This is a genomic window from Spirosoma radiotolerans, assembly GCF_000974425.1.
In the GTDB taxonomy this organism is placed as follows: domain Bacteria; phylum Bacteroidota; class Bacteroidia; order Cytophagales; family Spirosomataceae; genus Spirosoma; species Spirosoma radiotolerans.
The window spans coordinates 3246524-3263133 of the sequence record NZ_CP010429.1 but is presented as its reverse complement, the minus strand read 5'-3'; the positions used below and the strand labels follow the sequence as shown (position 1 = coordinate 3263133).

Annotated in this window: 17 protein-coding genes; 10 read left to right on the top strand and 7 right to left on the bottom strand. The window is 49.6% G+C overall.

The annotated features are described in order from the left end of the window. Positions 1 to 304 precede the first annotated feature (304 nt). From SD10_RS13250 to SD10_RS13220, 7 genes are all read left to right on the top strand, one after another. Positions 305 to 1564, top strand: a complete 1260-nt coding sequence (locus SD10_RS13250; protein WP_046574222.1) for an efflux RND transporter periplasmic adaptor subunit — start codon at positions 305 to 307, stop codon at positions 1562 to 1564. A gap of 120 nt (positions 1565 to 1684) precedes the next feature. Further along, positions 1685 to 3175: a TolC family protein gene (locus SD10_RS13245; RefSeq protein ID WP_046574221.1), complete on the top strand. Its 1491-nt coding sequence runs from the start codon at positions 1685 to 1687 to the stop codon at positions 3173 to 3175. Between the two features lie 2 nt (positions 3176 to 3177). After that, on the top strand, positions 3178 to 3840 hold the full coding sequence (locus SD10_RS13240; protein ID WP_046574220.1) for an ABC transporter ATP-binding protein: 663 nt from the start codon (positions 3178 to 3180) through the stop codon (positions 3838 to 3840). 99 nt (positions 3841 to 3939) lie between these two features. Next, positions 3940 to 5187, top strand: coding sequence for an ABC transporter permease (locus SD10_RS13235; RefSeq protein WP_046574219.1), 1248 nt, complete (start codon positions 3940 to 3942; stop codon positions 5185 to 5187). Between the two features lie 91 nt (positions 5188 to 5278). Beyond that, positions 5279 to 6433 (top strand): ABC transporter permease, encoded by a 1155-nt coding sequence (locus tag SD10_RS13230; RefSeq protein WP_046574218.1) that lies wholly within the window; start codon positions 5279 to 5281, stop codon positions 6431 to 6433. An 87-nt stretch (positions 6434 to 6520) separates the two neighbouring features. Further along, positions 6521 to 7912 (top strand): sigma-54-dependent transcriptional regulator, encoded by a 1392-nt coding sequence (locus SD10_RS13225; RefSeq protein WP_046574217.1) that lies wholly within the window; start codon positions 6521 to 6523, stop codon positions 7910 to 7912. Then, the gene (locus tag SD10_RS13220) at positions 7909 to 9189 is read left to right on the top strand and encodes a sensor histidine kinase (RefSeq protein ID WP_046574216.1); all 1281 of its coding nucleotides are present in this window, start codon (positions 7909 to 7911) and stop codon (positions 9187 to 9189) included. The genes SD10_RS13225 and SD10_RS13220 overlap by 4 nt, the downstream gene beginning before the upstream one ends. 215 nt (positions 9190 to 9404) lie before the next feature. Here the strand turns inward: SD10_RS13220 and SD10_RS13215 are convergent, their stop codons facing one another. Continuing rightward, positions 9405 to 9908, bottom strand: coding sequence for a molybdopterin-dependent oxidoreductase (locus SD10_RS13215; protein WP_046574215.1), 504 nt, complete (start codon positions 9906 to 9908; stop codon positions 9405 to 9407). 243 nt (positions 9909 to 10151) lie between these two features. Here SD10_RS13215 and SD10_RS13210 point away from each other — a divergent pair, with 243 nt between their 5' ends. Then, entirely contained in the window at positions 10152 to 11204 is a 1053-nt protein-coding gene (locus SD10_RS13210) for a spore photoproduct lyase family protein (RefSeq protein WP_046574214.1), read from the top strand. Positions 11205 to 11243: 39 nt separating this feature from the next. Here the strand turns inward: SD10_RS13210 and SD10_RS13205 are convergent, their stop codons facing one another. The 6 genes from SD10_RS13205 to SD10_RS13180 all read right to left on the bottom strand — a co-directional run bounded on the left by SD10_RS13205 (position 11244) and on the right by SD10_RS13180 (position 14671). Further along, a complete protein-coding gene (locus SD10_RS13205) occupies positions 11244 to 11423 on the bottom strand; it encodes a hypothetical protein (RefSeq protein WP_046574213.1) in 180 nt (59 codons plus the stop codon). 18 nt (positions 11424 to 11441) lie between these two features. Beyond that, complete coding sequence (locus SD10_RS13200) at positions 11442 to 11636, bottom strand: hypothetical protein (protein WP_046574212.1); 195 nt, start codon at positions 11634 to 11636, stop codon at positions 11442 to 11444. A 37-nt stretch (positions 11637 to 11673) separates the two neighbouring features. Then, positions 11674 to 12108 carry a DoxX family protein gene (locus tag SD10_RS13195; protein ID WP_046574211.1) on the bottom strand — a complete coding sequence of 145 codons (435 nt, stop codon included), beginning with the start codon at positions 12106 to 12108 and terminating at the stop codon, positions 11674 to 11676. A 175-nt stretch (positions 12109 to 12283) separates the two neighbouring features. Continuing rightward, complete coding sequence (locus tag SD10_RS13190) at positions 12284 to 12679, bottom strand: DUF779 domain-containing protein (RefSeq protein ID WP_046574210.1); 396 nt, start codon at positions 12677 to 12679, stop codon at positions 12284 to 12286. A gap of 23 nt (positions 12680 to 12702) precedes the next feature. Next, positions 12703 to 13008: an EthD family reductase gene (locus SD10_RS13185; protein WP_046574209.1), complete on the bottom strand. Its 306-nt coding sequence runs from the start codon at positions 13006 to 13008 to the stop codon at positions 12703 to 12705. A 148-nt stretch (positions 13009 to 13156) separates the two neighbouring features. Continuing rightward, entirely contained in the window at positions 13157 to 14671 is a 1515-nt protein-coding gene (locus SD10_RS13180; RefSeq protein WP_046574208.1) for an aldehyde dehydrogenase family protein, read from the bottom strand. A 117-nt stretch (positions 14672 to 14788) separates the two neighbouring features. On the opposite strand from SD10_RS13180, the gene SD10_RS13175 reads away from it, so the two are divergent. Together SD10_RS13175 and SD10_RS13170 are read left to right on the top strand one after the other, a co-directional pair. Beyond that, on the top strand, positions 14789 to 15724 hold the full coding sequence (locus tag SD10_RS13175) for a helix-turn-helix domain-containing protein (RefSeq protein WP_052731178.1): 936 nt from the start codon (positions 14789 to 14791) through the stop codon (positions 15722 to 15724). A 115-nt stretch (positions 15725 to 15839) separates the two neighbouring features. Beyond that, complete coding sequence (locus tag SD10_RS13170; RefSeq protein WP_046579476.1) at positions 15840 to 16550, top strand: DUF2461 domain-containing protein; 711 nt, start codon at positions 15840 to 15842, stop codon at positions 16548 to 16550. The last annotated feature ends 60 nt before the right edge of the window (positions 16551 to 16610 follow it).

Below are 16610 nucleotides of genomic sequence, written 5' to 3'. Positions count from 1 at the left end.
CGCCACCGCGTTATCCGGTCTCCGACCGATTTTCTATGCTGGCAGAAGCTTTCCAGGTGTGATGCTGAATTTGACGCAGTTTTAAGAATCGAAACGGCGAACCGTCCTCACGTGTCGGTTATAAGGAACCGACACCACATCATCTACCAGCACCCCAGCCGCCTGTTAACTCGTGCGAAACCGCAAAAAACGGTGCGATTTCGCACGAATTAATTTTTGTATAAATGGTCAAGTTGTTGATAAACAGTTGGTTATTGGTTGGCATGTTGTTTGGCTATCTCTACATAAGATTGTAAACAAGATGATGGATAAAGAACTTGCCCCGGAGATAGCCAACCGTAGTCGCAACCGAAGCCTGCTGATTGGGGTGGTGGTTGTAATTGTTCTGGCGATTGCCATCACCTGGCTGCGGGATGCCGTGAAGACGTCAGTCGAAGGGGGAAAAATTCGCACGGCAACCGCCGAAATTGGCCCTGTCGAAAATTCGCTGAACGCAACCGGAGAGGTGATACCGGCTTACGAGCAGATTATCACTAGCCCCATTCGGGCCAGCATCCGTCGGGTGTTGCTTACACCCGGCACAGCCGTAAAACCGGGTCAGGCGATTCTGGATCTCGATAAATCACTGACCGAAATTGAGCTGGAAAAGCTAAATGACCAGCTCGCTCTGAAACGAAACGGCATCGATCAGCTGCGCATGAAACTGAATAAAAGCCTGTATGATGCCGAAGTAAATGACCAGATCAAGCTGCTTAACATCAACCGCTTACGGGCCGAATTGGAAGGGTCGATGCGCTTAAAGAAAGTAGGCGGGAGCACGGGCGAAGATGTGACGCGGGCTGAAAATGCACTTCGTGTCGCGGAGTTGGAGAAAAAGCAGTTGGAAAACGACCTCGCTTACAACCGTCAGTCGATGGGGGCCAGCTTACGTGAAACAACGTTACAGGCTCAGATTGAAGAAAAAAACCTGAAAGAGTTAACCCATAAACTAAAACAGGCCGACATAATAGCCGACCGGCCGGGTGTGCTGACCTGGGTCAATGAAAACATTGGCTCAGCCGTCAACGAAGGGGAAATGCTGGCTAAGCTGGCCGATCTGGCTAGTTTTCGGGTCGAGGGGTCCTGCTCCGATGTGTATGCCGATCAGGTGAAAGTGGGCCTGCCCGTTATCGTCAAAGTAAACGAAACCAATTTACGTGGGCTTATTACCCAGGTCAAACCGGCCATCAAGAACGGTATCGTTCAGTTTGTGATTCAACTGGACAATAACCACCATGCGTCTCTACGGCCAGACATGAAGGTGGAAGTATTCGTCATCACCGACCGGGTCGCAAGGGCCGTGCGCGTTGCCAATGGGCCAGCGTTTAAAGGCAAACGGAAACAGTTTATCTATGTATTGCCAAAGGGAAGTACGGTGGCCCGTCGGCGGGAAGTAGCTCTCGGCTTGTCAAACTTCGATTATGTTGAAATAAAGTCGGGCCTTCAGGCGGGCGAACAGGTTATTCTGACCGATCTGAGTGATTATGAGCATCTGGAAGAAATCACTATTGAACCGAAACGTTAATTCCCCACCGCTATGAACGCTACTTATTTACTTTTTTGTCCGTGGCTTGTGTCCCCACAAGCCACTCGACCAAATGGCAACCGTGAGCTGACGAAAAAGGGGCCTGTGAGGACACAGGGCATGAGAGGGGAGAGGCAAGCTCCGATACAAAAACACCTGTATGGGCTTTTCTTTGCCTTACTGCTTATTACTCAACAGCTTGCTGCTCAACCCCAAACGACTACATTGACCGAAGTTGTGCAACTGGCCCAGGCACAGTCGGTAGCGGCAAAACGAGCCAATACTCAGCAGCGAACGAATTATTGGCAATACCGTTCTTTCCTGGCCCAGTTTAAGCCGCAGTTGAGTCTCGACGGATCGCTGCCCAACTTCACGCGGTCGTATGTACAGGTGACGCAGCCAGATGGCAACATCCGCTTTGAGCCGGTATCGTATAATAACTCCATCCTGAATCTGTCGTTAAGTCAAACCATTGCGCCCACGGGCGGGACTATTTTTGTCCAGCAGCAACTCCAGCGGTTCGATAATTTCATCCAAAGCAGCACCTTGTATAACGGTATACCGTTCGGGATCGGGGTAACGCAACCCCTGTTTCAGTTTAACCAGATGCGCTGGGACCGGAAGATACAGCCGCTGTTGTATGCCGAAGGCAATCAGCTCCAGATCGAATCCCTGGAACAAGTGTCTCTATCGGCGACGAACCTATATTTTGATCTGCTGGTGGCCCAGGTGAACCTGCAAATCGCCGAAACCAATCGGGCCAACAATGACACCCTGTACCGAATCGCGCTGCATAAGCTTGACATGGGTAAGATTTCGCAGAATGACCTGCTGCAGTTGCAGTTGAGTGTGCTGAATGCCGAAAAAGATCTGGCATCCGCCCGGCAAACGGCGGCCGTAGCGTCGTTGAAATTAAAGACGTTTGTGGGCTATCGCGAGGAGAGCGCCGGTCAGCTACGGCCGCTGGAACTGGCTATCCCCAATCAGATTCCTGACCTGATCGTGGATGTAAAGCGGGCATTCGATGAGGCTGTTGCCAACCGGGCGGGATCTATCGGATTCCGGCGACGAATGCTGGAAGCCGAGCGGGACCTGGAAAAAGCCCGGAAGAACAACGGCCTGAACGCTACCCTTACGGCAGGTTATGGGTTATCGAATCAGGGGCCGAATTTGCTGGATGTCTATGTCCGCCCGCAGAACCGCGAATACGTTTCTCTTCAGTTTACACTCCCCATCATGACCTGGGGACGGGCGCAGGCAATTGTTGAGACGGCTAAGGCAAACCGGCAATTAGCGCAGCAAACCGTCGAGCAGGATAAACTAACGTTTGAGCAGGAAATCTTTACGCAGGTCACCCTGCTTCAAATGTTAAATCAACAGGTAACGCTTACCGCTAAAGCCGATCAGATCGGTCAGAATCGGTATCAGATTGCCCAGGATCGGTTTAAGCTCAGTGATCTGAGTGTGACTGATCTAGGTATCGCTACCCAGGAAAAAGACCGCGCCCGTCGGGATGCCATTCTGGCCCTGCGCGATTACTGGCAGGCGTTCTACACGCTTCGCTTATTGACCTTATTTGATTTTGAAACGAACCAGAAAATAAAGTATTGACCATGATCGCCTTACAAAACATCGAAAAAGTGTACCGGACGAGCACCATCGAAACGATGGCCTTGAACAACATTAACCTGACAATCAAAAAGGGTGAATTCGTCTCCATCATGGGGCCGTCGGGTTGCGGCAAGAGTACGTTGCTGAACGTAATGGGCCTGCTGGATGAGCCTTCAAAAGGAACGGTTCAGCTTGATGGACAGGCCGTCACAAAGTACGGTGATAAGGAACTGGCCAAATTACGCAACCAGAAAATCGGCTTCATTTTTCAGAGTTTTCACCTGATCAACGACCTGACCGTGCTGGATAATGTCGAGATTCCACTGCTCTATCGGTCATCTAATGGGAAGCCCCGGCAGGAGTATGCCAAAGATGCCCTGACAAAAGTGGGCTTGAGCAACCGCATGAAACACTTTCCGAAGCAATTGTCGGGTGGACAAAAACAACGCGTGGCCATCGCCCGTGCCATTGTGGGCCAGCCTGACATCATCCTCGCCGATGAGCCAACCGGTAACCTTGATAGTGCCATGGGCAACGAAATCATGAACATTTTGCAACAGCTTAACGACGATGGCGCCACCATTGTGATGGTCACGCACGACGAACAGATGGCTAAGCGTACTCACCGGCTGATCAGGTTATTTGACGGGACGCAGGTGTTGTGAATGTTGAATGATAGAATGGGTGAGTGATAGAATAATATCTATCCCGCCGTTCTGTCCAACCATTCACTCATTCCATCACTCACTCATTCAAGATTAGATATGCTACTGAACTACATTAAAATCGCCTGGAAGGTGTTGCTGCGGCACCCGTTTTACACCTTCATCACGCTTTTCGGAATTAGCCTGACGCTAACCGTATTGATGGTGCTGACCTCGTTTCTGGATCACCTGATTGGGAGCCATTATCCTGAAACTAAGCGGGATCGTTCGCTCTATATCATGCAGATGCAATTGAATGATTCCAGCCGAACATCCCGGCAGTCGGGCCCAATGAGTTTTAAATTTCTGACGGACTATGCCAAATCGTTGAAAACCCCCGAACGGGTAACGATTTGTACCCTCATCAACAGCTCGAATGCGTATGTGGGATCGCAGAAAATAAAGCTGAATACTAAATTCACCGATGCTGATTTCTGGCGGGTGGCCGACTTCGAATTCCTGGAGGGCAAGCCCTACAATGAGCAAACTATTGCCAGTGGAGAAAACGTAGCGGTGATTACCGACGACCTGAAAAAACACTATTTCGAAAATTCGTCTGAATCCGTTTTGGGTAAAGATATTGAAATAGAAACGATTCATTATAAGGTAATTGGTGTGGTAAAAGGGAGCCCGGTTACGCGCCCATTTACTTACGCCGACGTCTATTTTCCGTATACAGCCCCTAAAAGTAATTATCAGCGAAACGACATGCGCGGTGGTTACGTCGCCATTATTCTGGCTAAAAATGAATCGGACCGAAAAGAAATTCAGGACGAATTTCAGAGCCACATAGATCGAATTCCATTTCCGGGTGTTCAGGATGGATTCAAGTATGCGACATTGGAAGTAAAAAGTGAACCTTATCTGGAAAATTTTATGGGTCCCCTTTTAGACGGTAACGCGGGCCTTAAAACCATTTTTTTCGGAGTCATTGCGTTTATTTTATTCATGTTGATGGGCCTTCCGGCGATCAACTTAGTAAACGTAAACATCAGTCGGATCATGGAAAGAGCCTCGGAAATCGGCATTCGGAAAGCCTTTGGAGCTCCCATCCGCACGCTCATGTGGCAGTTCATTGTTGAGAATATCTTCATTACGCTGATCGGCGGAGTCATCGCCCTGATTCTAACCGTTATTGTCATTCATTTGATTAATACGAGTGGCTGGATTGCCTACGCTGATCTGACAATCAACATCAATGTGTTCCTGATCAGTCTGTTCGTGAGTTTGATCTTTGGCTTGTTATCCGGCGTGTTACCCGCGCTACGAATGTCGAAACTAAACATAGCTGAAGCGCTCAGAGGCTAACGAGCAAATGAGTGAATAGCTGACGCATCAACCATCCATTCACTCATTCACTCATTCACTCTTTCGCTCATTCACCTTTTTCCTTATTATCATGATCCCTCATCTGCTAAAATTAATCTGGAATAAAAAGAAAGCGCACGCCTTGCTGATTGTCGAAATCTGGGCTTCATTTATGGTCCTTTTTGGGCTGGCAACCTTGATCGTCGTCAACGTGCGCAACTACAGGGAGCCTTTGGGCTTCACGTACGAGAACGTCTGGGCAATCGGTCTGAAAAGTAATCAGGATACAACCGATCTGGCGAATAAACTCCAACGGGTGCAGCAGCGGCTAAAGGCATATCCCGACGTGGAGTCGGTGTCCCGAATGAGTAATAACTTTCCCTTTTCGGCGAACTCGACGAATAACGGAATCGAGTATAAAAAGCGCAAAGTGCTCGCTGATTTTTATGTAACCGATGAAGCATTTGCCAAGACACTCGACATTGCGGTACCGGCGGGCCGTTGGTATCGCAATGCGGATAGTGTAGGCAAATACACACCGGTGGTTATCAACCAGAAAACGAAAGACGAGTTGTTCGGTGACGAGAATCCGCTGGGAAAAGTAATCGGCGAACGTTTCAAAGTGGTTGGCCTGATCGATAATTTCAAGGCAAAAGGCGAATTTATGTCGAATAAACCGGCCGTATTTGAGTTAATGAAGGCCGATGCGATCTGGAACGATACGATGTTGATCAAGGTGAAGCCCGGCACCGATGCTATTTTGGAAGCTAAGATTGTAAAGGATATTGCTTCTATGGTGACCGGCTGGAACGTTGAAGTCGATTACCTGACGGATTCACGAAAAAATCAGCACAATCTTGTTCTGGTGCCTATTATTATTGCGCTTATCGTTTGCAGCTTTCTGTTAATCAATGTGGCGCTGGGGCTGTTTGGGGTATTAAACCTGAGTATTGCCAAACGCCGGGGAGAAATCGGCCTGCGCCGGGCGTTGGGCGCTACTAGCGGAGGAATATCGACCCAATTTATTGGCGAAATATGGGTCCTGGCTACCTTTGCCTTGTTGATTGGGTTGCTGTTTGCGGCTCAGTTTCCACTACTGAACGTATTTGACTTACAGGCAGGAGTTTACGTAACGGCTATCGGTGTTTCGATTCTGATAATTTATGTGCTTGTTACCGTATGCGCCCTCTTCCCAAGCCAGCAGGCTGCCATGATTCAACCGGCTACCGCCCTGCATGAAGAGTAGAGACGCGGCCCTTCGCGTCTCCTGACCGGATGGTTTTTTTGCTGATGCCCAGGAGACGCGAAGGGTCGCGTCTCTACCTATAAAAATATGCTTCTTATCATTGACGACGATATTGCCATTCAAACCTCTCTTTCCCTGTTGTTCAGGAAGGAGGGATTTGGGGTGCGTCTGGCCGACGGGCCGTTTGACACCTTTGAGATCCTGGCCGAAGAAACGCCGGAGTTGATCCTGCTCGACATGAATTTTTCGGTGGACACCTCCGGCGATGATGGCCTTCGCCTGTTGCGTCGGATTCGGGAGCGGTTGCCGAACGTGCCGGTCATTCTCATAACGGGCTGGGGGAGTATCGACCTCGCCGTCGAGGGAATGAAGGCCGGTGCCCGGGATTTTATTACCAAACCCTGGCAGAATGATCACCTGGTTCAGTCGGTGCGAACCGCCCTGAATCTGGCGCAGGCAACACCCACGTCGCCCAATCGCCGTAAACTCGACCAGCAGTTTCGGTTCGATAACATTGTTGGCGAAGATCCGAACCTACTGGCCATCCTGACGACCATCGGGCGGGTAGCGCCAACAGATGCCCCCGTTTTGATTACCGGCGAAAGTGGTACCGGCAAGGAACTCATTGCGGAAGCCATTCACCAGAACAGCCGTCGTCACCGCCAGCCATTTGTGAAAGTAAATTTAGGGGGAATCTCCTCCACGTTGTTTGAAAGTGAACTGTTTGGGCATGTGCGGGGTGCGTTTACCGATGCCAAATCGGATCGTATCGGACGTTTTGAACTCGCGGACAAGGGGTCTATTTTTCTGGACGAAATTGGGGACCTGGACCCGGCAAGTCAGGTGAAACTCTTGCGCGTCTTGCAGGACCGGACGTTTGAGCCGCTGGGAAGCAGCAAATCCCGGACGGTAGATGTCCGGGTTATCTGCGCCACCAACCGAAATCTGGAGGAAATGGTCAGCAGGGGACAGTTTCGGGAGGATTTATTCTACCGGATTAACCTTATATCCATACACTTGCCAGCCCTGCGCGAACGTCCGGGCGACATTCCCCTGCTGGTTTCCTATTTTGTCGATAACCTGAAAGTCATTTACAATCGACCCGATTTGCAGGTCAGTGCATCGGCACAGAAGTGGTTGAAAAATCTTCCGCTGCCGGGCAACATCCGACAACTGAAAAACGGCGTAGAGCGAACCGTACTCCTGTCGTCAAATGATGAATTGCAGGTTGATGATTTCGAACGCAACCTCACTCAAACAACTGGCTCCAAGCTCCAGGCCTCTGGCGCAATTGCCGGACCGTCTCTTCCCCCCGTTGGCAGCATGACGCTGGAGGAGATGGAGTATCAGATGATTCACCGCGCGATGGCATTCCATCAGAACCGGGTGGCAAAAGTAGCGCGGGCGCTGGGCATCACCCGTTTTGCGCTCTACCGTCGATTAGAGAAATTTGGCATTCCCTACACAACCGAGGAATGAATCTACCCCTTCGTACCCGCTTTCTGATCTATATCATTGCTGTTCATCTCGCACTTGTTGGGCTGACCTGGTGGGTGCTGCGCGAAAATAAGGCGGTGTTCATTGCGTCGGAACTGCTTATTCTGCTTTCTATCCTGGTCGCTGTTCGATTATACCAGGCGTTTCGGCAACCGTCGGAATTTATTGCGTCGGGCATCGAAGCCATTCAGGATAAGGATTTTACGGTTAAGTTTGTGCCAACGAGTAATCAGGAAGTTGATGATCTCATATCGGTCTATAACCTGATGATCGACCAGCTCCGGCACGAGCGAACCCGGCAGGTTGAACAGCAATTCTTTCTTAACAAACTGATCGACGCGGCACCCATTGCCATTTTGATCTTCGATTTCGATGACCGCATTGCCTCCGTCAACCCAAGGGCCAGCCAATTGCTGGGGATGCAGCCCGACGAAATGATTGCCAAACGGTTATCTGAACTCGGGTATTCGCTGCTGGCTCAGGTGGCTGATTTGGCCGATGGCGAAGCCCGCATTATGAAGCCCAACGGTATTGAGACGTATAAAGTACTGCGTTCATACTTTATGGACCGGGGATTTCGGCGGTCGTTTCTTATGATTGAAGAGCTCACGCCCGAGATACTGGCTACCGAAAAGAAGTCATATAGTAAGGTTATCCGGATGATGGCGCATGAGGTTAATAACTCGATTGGCGCCGTAAATTCCATTCTCGACAGCACGCAATCCTATGTCGATGAACCGGATGTAAAACACGCTATTCGGGTAGCGATCGAGCGAAACGACCGCCTGAATCGATTTATGAGTCGCTTCGCTGATGTCGTTCGCTTACCCCAGCCACAAATACGATCCATTGATTTGAGCGAACTTGTTCGTAATGTGGTTCAGCTCATGCAGCCACAAGCCGTCGGTCGGGGCGTTTTTCTGACGGAGATAGTGAGCGAAAAAAACGTTAAGTCGGTTGATGCAGACCAGCTGGAGCAAGTGCTGATCAATGTGGTCAAAAACGCCCTCGAAGCCTGTCGGGCGGGCCAACGCGTAGAGGTTATCAGCAACGTTCGCTCGCTACTCATTCGGGACAATGGCGACCCTATTCCCGACGGGATTGCAGCTAACCTTTTCAATCCTTTTTACAGCACCAAACCCGATGGGCAGGGCATTGGCCTGACGCTCACCCGCGAAATTCTACTTAACCACAAACTGCCGTTTTCTCTTCGGACGGAAGAAAGCGGCTGGACTGAATTTCTGATTCAGTTTGAATAAAAGGCTGTTTCATAGATAAATAAATTATTGATTATCCGTTGTTTGCCGTGAATGTTTTTGTCATCCCGACAAAGGAGGGATCTTGACGTATCCTGATACTCAAGTAAGGATACCTTAAAATCCCTCTTTTGTCGGGATGACAAAAAACGCTGCCTAGTATTCTTGTCAAGGAAGCTATCAGGAAAGATGCGTACTGATGTACGGCCCTTTTGTGCTCATTCTTTTGCCGTCAGGACGGTCAAGGTTGTTACTTGCCGGACCCAGCGAGCCTGTTTAGTCTCCTGCGGCACCACGATTCGGTACGGCCCCTGTTCGGCAGGTAGGGGCTGGCCATCCCGCCGGTCAGCCAGAAAAATAACCTGTTTGGTAAAAACCGAATCCAGTTCTGGCAGAGCAAAAACAACCTGATACCCATCTTTTGCTCCAACGAGCAAGTAGTTTGCCAGCGCTTTTCCGCGTAGCCGGCCTCCCAGTGGGGCATCCACTTGCTTTAATAAGGTGGCCAGCGGTACCCCGGTATAGGTATGTTCCTGACCGTCATGATCTTTCCCCTGGTGTTCAATGTGGGGTAGTTTGTTAATAACGGTTGCCGGTATTGAAACCGACTGCCCGGAAGGCCCCTTTAGGAGTAGCGCTGCTGAAACAGTCTGAGCCTGTGTATAGGGGATTAGCAGAACAAAGAAGCAACTGGTTAAGAGGGTGACTCGTTGGAAGAACATGTGCGCTATAGTTAACAGAAGATAACGCTCTAAAAGTAAGGTATTTGATGCATATACGAAATTGACAACGGATTCATGTTGACTTTATAGATAATCAACGGGCAGGCGAGGTGTCTCTAATTAGGTGATTTAAGTGTAACAATATTTTATAATATGCTGATTATTAGCTATTTATTGGGTGAGCATTATGAACAATAAACGGCTCTTGACTGTTATGTAACTGCTAACTCTTACCGGTCTTTCATGCCTGATTTCAATCCGTCAATCATTCTGTATACGGCCGACGCGCTCAACGAACGGGGCGAAGCTGTGCTGGCGCAGTTCCCGAGTGCTGAAACCCTTGAAGTGAAGCAGCATAACCGCCTGCCCGAATTGGGGTTAAATCACTTTAAAGTTAAGTCCGATGTGCTGGTGTTGGGGCGACTCAAAAGCCAGGATATTAAATGGAGCGGGCGTAGTTCGGACTACATTGCCCCGAGTCTGGCTAATGGCTGTTTTGGGGCGTGTACCTATTGTTATGTCGACCGCCACAAGACCGTTAATCCAATTACGCTCTTCACGAACATTGATGAAAACCTGGCAAGTATTGATAAACATGTCAATTCGTTAGCCTGGCCCAAGCCGATCAACCAAACCGATGCGGCCTATTGGACGTATGACATTGGTTGTAATTCAGATATATCTGTGGACTATGGGTTAACAGACGGCATTCAGCAGGTGTTCGCGTTTTACCGCGATCATCCCCGCGCCAAAGCGACTTTCGCGACTAAATTTGTCAATCCGCTCTTACTGGATTTCGATCCGAAGCGGAAGGTACGCATCCGGTTTAGTCTGATGCCCAGCCATGTCAGTAAACTGGTTGATGTACGCACGGATAGCATTGAAAAGCGGATTGCGGCTATCAATGACTTTTACGATGCCGGGTATGAAGTACACGTCAATTTCTCTCCGGTCATCGTGTACAGTGGACCCGATGGCGATAAAAAGGCCTGGCGGAATGACTACCGCGAGTTATTTCAGCAACTGGACGCGGCCATTCGGCCCGAGGTTCGGGCGCAGCTCAAGTGCGAGGTCATTTTTCTAACCCACAATCAATGGCAACATCAGGCCAATCTGGCCATTAATCCAAAGGCGGAAGAACTGCTGTGGGTACCCGAGTTGCAGGAGAGTAAGGTAAGTCAGTTTGGGGGCTGGAACATCCGTTACAATCACCAGTTAAAGCGAAAAATGATTGCCATTTTTGAGGATATGGTCCGCGAAGAAATCCCGTGGTGCGAAATCCGGTACATATTTTAACGCAAAAGGCCCGTTCGAAAACGGGCCTTTTGTGTCAGGTTACCCAACGCTGTTGGCGTTCTTTTTTGTATCCTCTTTATCTGGATCGCTCTTCTCCGTTGTCTTCTTGGTTGAGCGCTGATGGCTGCCGTCCTTCCCGGCTTTCCCTTCTTTTTTCTGGTTCTTTGTATTATTGGCCCCACCAATCTGTGGCGAATAATACTTGATAAACAGGTTCATAGCTCAGCGAATTTGCGGTTAGTTTGTCTTACTGCCACCTTTGCTACCACCTGATGATCCACCCGCACTGCGGCTGCCTTTATGGGAGCTTTTGTGCGCTGTTGAACTCCGGCCGTTGCCTTTTTGGCCGTGACCAGTACCGTTGTCCTGGTTGTCGGTGATCCGCTGGCCATCGTACGATTCTTCGACTTTTTCTAAGGTTTTGTCTGCCATAACGCTGATGAGTTAAGTTAATTAACGCCATAACTGATCAGCGGGCGTGTTGTTTTACATATTCGTCCATTGAAAACCGTCCGGACCCGAGCACCAGAAACAGGATCAATAGCAGCAGTACGACAACCGACAGCCACAATTCAGAATTCATTGGTGAGAATCCCTGACGGATATTAACGAAGAAGAGCGCACCGACCAGAATCGGTAACTGGATCAGCACCATCAGCCGTGTCAGGCAACCTACCGCGATCAGAAAGCCACCCATTAAATGCGCAAAGGCTACGTAGTGAACCAGAATAACCGGGAAAAGACCAAAATGAAGGCCACCCACCAAGCGGGTCAGATAAGCCGTGTCACTGATAAAACTGACACCTTTCAGGACAAGTATAATGCCCAGTACGATACGGAGGGCATCTGTCCACGCCGGATGATGCGTGTCGCCCCAGTTTTCAACGCGATTCAGAATATTCATATCTGTTATTGGTTTAGTGAAAACTAACCGAATGTACAGAAACGAAAGTAGGAAATCAACCTGATGATCAGGGAGTTAGTTTGTGGTTTGTAGTTTATGGTTAGTGGTTTGAGGTTTACAGTTGGCTGACGCCTGTATAGCTTCGCGTCGGCAACCATAAACCACTAACCGTAAACTACATTTCCTCCAACGGACCGACATGCACGGGCGCCATGTGCGCTAACTCGTCAGGTTCAAAGAGCCGGGATCGAATCAAAAACCGAACACCCAACGGAATTTCAAGCGAGAAACTCGCCCCACGTCCGGGTGTTACGTCGATGGTGAGGTGCGTATGTTGCCAGTACTCGAACTGATCGCTCGACATCCAGAAGTCGCATCCGTCAATCTGCCCCAGCAAAATATCGGACTGGCCAATTCGGAACTCACCTTTGGCAAAGCACATGGGTGAGGAGCCGTCGCAGCAGCCCCCGCTTTGGTGAAACATCAGGGGGCCATGCTCTGCCCGAACTTTATTGATTACCTCAGCAGCTGCCGGAGTGACATCAACACGGGAAGTGGTTTGCGTTGTCATAAGCGGAAGTTGTTGACAAATTTTTAAAGCACCCGACACACCTGAGTCTGGGGTTCTACATCCGTAAAGTTAGGAATGTCACCCAGCAGTTCACCGCCGTGAGTGCCCATGCCTTTGTTCAGTTCGTCGGTGGTGTTAAAAGCCAGGAAGGTAATCATGGCGTATGGCGGGAGCGCGTCGCCCGCGTCCATCCCTTCATTCACATCGACCCCCGTGAGGCCAAACGGAGTTAACCGCTCTTTCACCAAAGGAATGTGTTTCTCCAGGTAATAGGCCAGATCGAACTGACTGGTTTCTGTTTTCGGATAAAGAACGGTTAGACGAACCATAATGGAAAATTAGTGAGAAAATAAGTGAAAGCATGAATAAGCGAACGTGCGAAATCGGACCGCAAAAGCGGAACGAACGAGTGAATGAGCGAAAGTCAGGTGTGGGCCTGCTTTTCGCTCATTCACTCGTTCGTACGTTCACTCGTTATCAGAAAAAGCCTAATTTATTTTTACTGTACGAGATCAGCAGGTTTTTGACCTGGCGATAGTGGTTCAGCATCATCAGGTGGTTTTCACGCCCGAAGCCTGATTTTTTATAGCCACCAAACGGCGCATGAGCCGGGTAATCGTGATAGCAGTTGACCCAGACACGACCCGCCTGAATCTGCCGGGGAATGGTATACAATTCGTGGGCATCCCTCGACCAGAAACCGGCCCCAAGTCCGTACAGGGTATCATTGGCAATGGCAACGGCTTCGTCCGCATCTTTGAACGTCGTCACCGATAGGACCGGCCCGAAGATTTCTTCCTGGAAGATCCGCATCTTGTTGTTGCCTTTGAAAATCGTCGGCTGGATGTAGAAACCGCCTTCGACACTATTGGCCGGGCCACCGCCCGTCAATACCTCCGCGCCTTCCTGTTTGCCAATGTCGATATACGACAGAATTTTCTCGTATTGATCATTGCTGGCCTGCGCACCCATCATGGTTTCCGGATCGAGCGGATGGCCAAGTTTGATGGCTTTGGTGCGCTCGATAACCCGCTCCATAAACTGATCATAGATGTCTTCGTGCACCAGCAGGCGAGAAGGACAGGTGCATATTTCGCCCTGGTTGAGCGCAAACATCACGGCTCCTTCTACGCATTTATCAAAAAACTCATCATCCTGATCCGCCACGGATTTCATGAAAATGTTGGGCGATTTGCCACCCAGTTCCATCGTAACAGGAACCAGGTTTTCGGATGCATACTGCATAATCAGTCGTCCGGTGGTCGTTTCGCCCGTAAACGCGACTTTATTGATGCGCTTGTGCTGGGCGAGGGGCTTGCCGGCTTCGGGGCCAAAGCCCTGGATGATGTTGACCACGCCCGGCGGCACGATCCCTTCCAGTAACTCGAACAGCACGGCCAGCGATGTCGGCGTTTGCTCGGCGGGTTTGATCACCACACAGCAACCGGCGGCCAAAGCGGGGGCCAGTTTCCAGGTCGCCATCAGCAACGGGAAATTCCAGGGAATAATCTGGCCGACAACGCCAATAGGCTCCTTAATAATCAGGGATAAGGTATCGGCATTGAGTTCGGTTGCCGACCCTTCTTCCGCTCGGATGACGCCTGCAAAATAGCGGAAGTGATCAACGACCAGCGGCATATCGGCTGCCATCGTTTCGCGGAGGGCCTTGCCATTTTCGACCGTTTCGACACGGGCCAGAAATTCCAGGTTCTGCTCAATAACATCGGCAATCTGCAAAAGGATTTTACTGCGTTCGGTTACTGACGTTTTTCCCCAGGTTTCAAACGCCTTATGGGCAGCGTCGACGGCTAAATCGACATCGGCTGCTTTTGAGCGGGGCATTTTTGCAATTAAACTGCCATCTACCGGGGATTCATTGTTAAAATACTCACCACCAACGGGCGGTACCCATTTTCCTCCTATGTAATTTTCGTACTGAGTCTTGAATATTGGCCGGGGCATAATCTTGCTCGGTGCTTCTGCAGTTTGCATGGCTGAAAAAAGGTTTTTTGTGATTAATTAGCTTCTTCACAAATTTTGCCGAAATTGTACAAGTTTAGTTGCGTTATTCTCTCATAAACTTACGTAATCCTATCATTTGCTACTGGTATGAGACAGACAGGAAAAGTAGTGAAGAACGAAGCGGTTAGCGCGTGGGGCAACCGATTAGACACGCTGGTAGAGAATAAACTGACGCTAAGCCACGATTCGGCTGAATTACATTTGTATGAGACGTTTCAGCAAGCACACTTAATTCAGTTGCGGTTCAATGCCCCCGTTATGACAAGCATGCTGAGCGGACGTAAAGTGATGCACCTTCGCGAGATGGAGCCGTTCAATTACCAACCCGGCGAGTCGTTGTTGCTGCCATCTGATCGGCTGATGCAAATTGACTTCCCCGACGCAACCACTGACGAGCCGACGCGTTGTCTGGCCCTGACGATTTCCGATGAGTTCATCCGCGAAACCATTGCCGAACTCAATGAACAGGTTCCCCGGGTTGAAACGGCTAATGAATGGCAACTGGACGTTGAAAATTACCTCCTTCAAAACGATCCTGAAATCAGCTCGCTCACCGATAAACTCATTCGGCTTTTTCGGGAAAATAACCCATTTAAACCCTTCTTTATCAAAAATACCCTGCGGGAGCTGATTGTCCGGCTTTCGCAAACCCAGGTTCGAACGGGACTGCTTCAGCAAACAAGTCAACATATCAATACGAATCGCTTGGCGTATGTCGTAACCTATATTCGGGAAAATCTCACCCGTGCCTTATCGGTCGAAGACTTGAGTGATAAAGCCTGCCTGTCCAAATCGCACTTCTTCCGACTTTTCAAGAGTGAACTGGGCGTATCACCAGCCCAATTTATTCTAAGTGAGCGTATTCAACTGTCGAAAGCTATTTTGAGCAATCCGACCAAAACGATCAGTGATGCTTGCTACGAATCGGGCTTCAATAGCCTGACCCACTTTAGCAATGCCTTTCGCTCCATCGAGCACATCTGCCCCCGGCAGTTTAAACGGCAACTTTTTGGACTGAACTAAGAAGGTTTATAGTATTCGGTTTACCGTTAACGGTTGGTTGATGCATTGGAAATTCACGCGTCAGCCAACCGTTAACGGTAAACCGAATACCGTTTTTGCCTATCTTTGGTTAGTTATGACAACAAAGCCTTCTTCAAAAGCCGCCTTTACGGCGCCTACACTGGAGTTCATGTGCGAACTCGTTCAAAACAATAATCGGGAATGGTTTCAGGCCAACCGACCTCGTTATGATGCGGCCAAAGCCGAACTTTGTGGCGTAGTAGAGCGGGTCCTGGCGGGATTAAGCCCCTTCGAACCACTGGCCAACACGGCTGTAAAAGACTGTATTTTTCGGATTAATCGCGACGTTCGCTTTTCAAAAGATAAGGCTCCATATAAATCCAACCTGGCGTTTGCCATTGGACCCGGTGGCCGGCATTCGGGTCGGATTGATTATTACGTACACATTCAGCCGGGCAACCAATCGTTTCTCGGTGCGGGAATGTGGCAGCCAACTCCTGCCAATCTCGCCAAGTTTCGGCAGGAAGTAGATTACAATGTTGAGGAACTGAAGACGATCATTGAGGCTGAGGAATTCAACGCCTACTTCCCGGAGGCATCGGGAGAGGTCATGAAAACGACCCCCAAAGGATACCCAGCCGACCATCCGGAAATCGCATTGCTACGCCGGAAGGAGTTGTTCTTCATGCACCGGTTTACGGACAAAGAGGTACTCAAGCCTAGTTTTGCCGATGAAATTGTACGCGGCTCCCGCATCATAAAGCCCTACTGTGACTTATTGAACTACCTGTTTTTCGACGAAAAAGAAGAACCAGTGACGTTATAGAGCCCAGCGGTTAGCCGATTTTGAGTAACATATTCCTGCTGAATTTTAAGGAAGAATGAG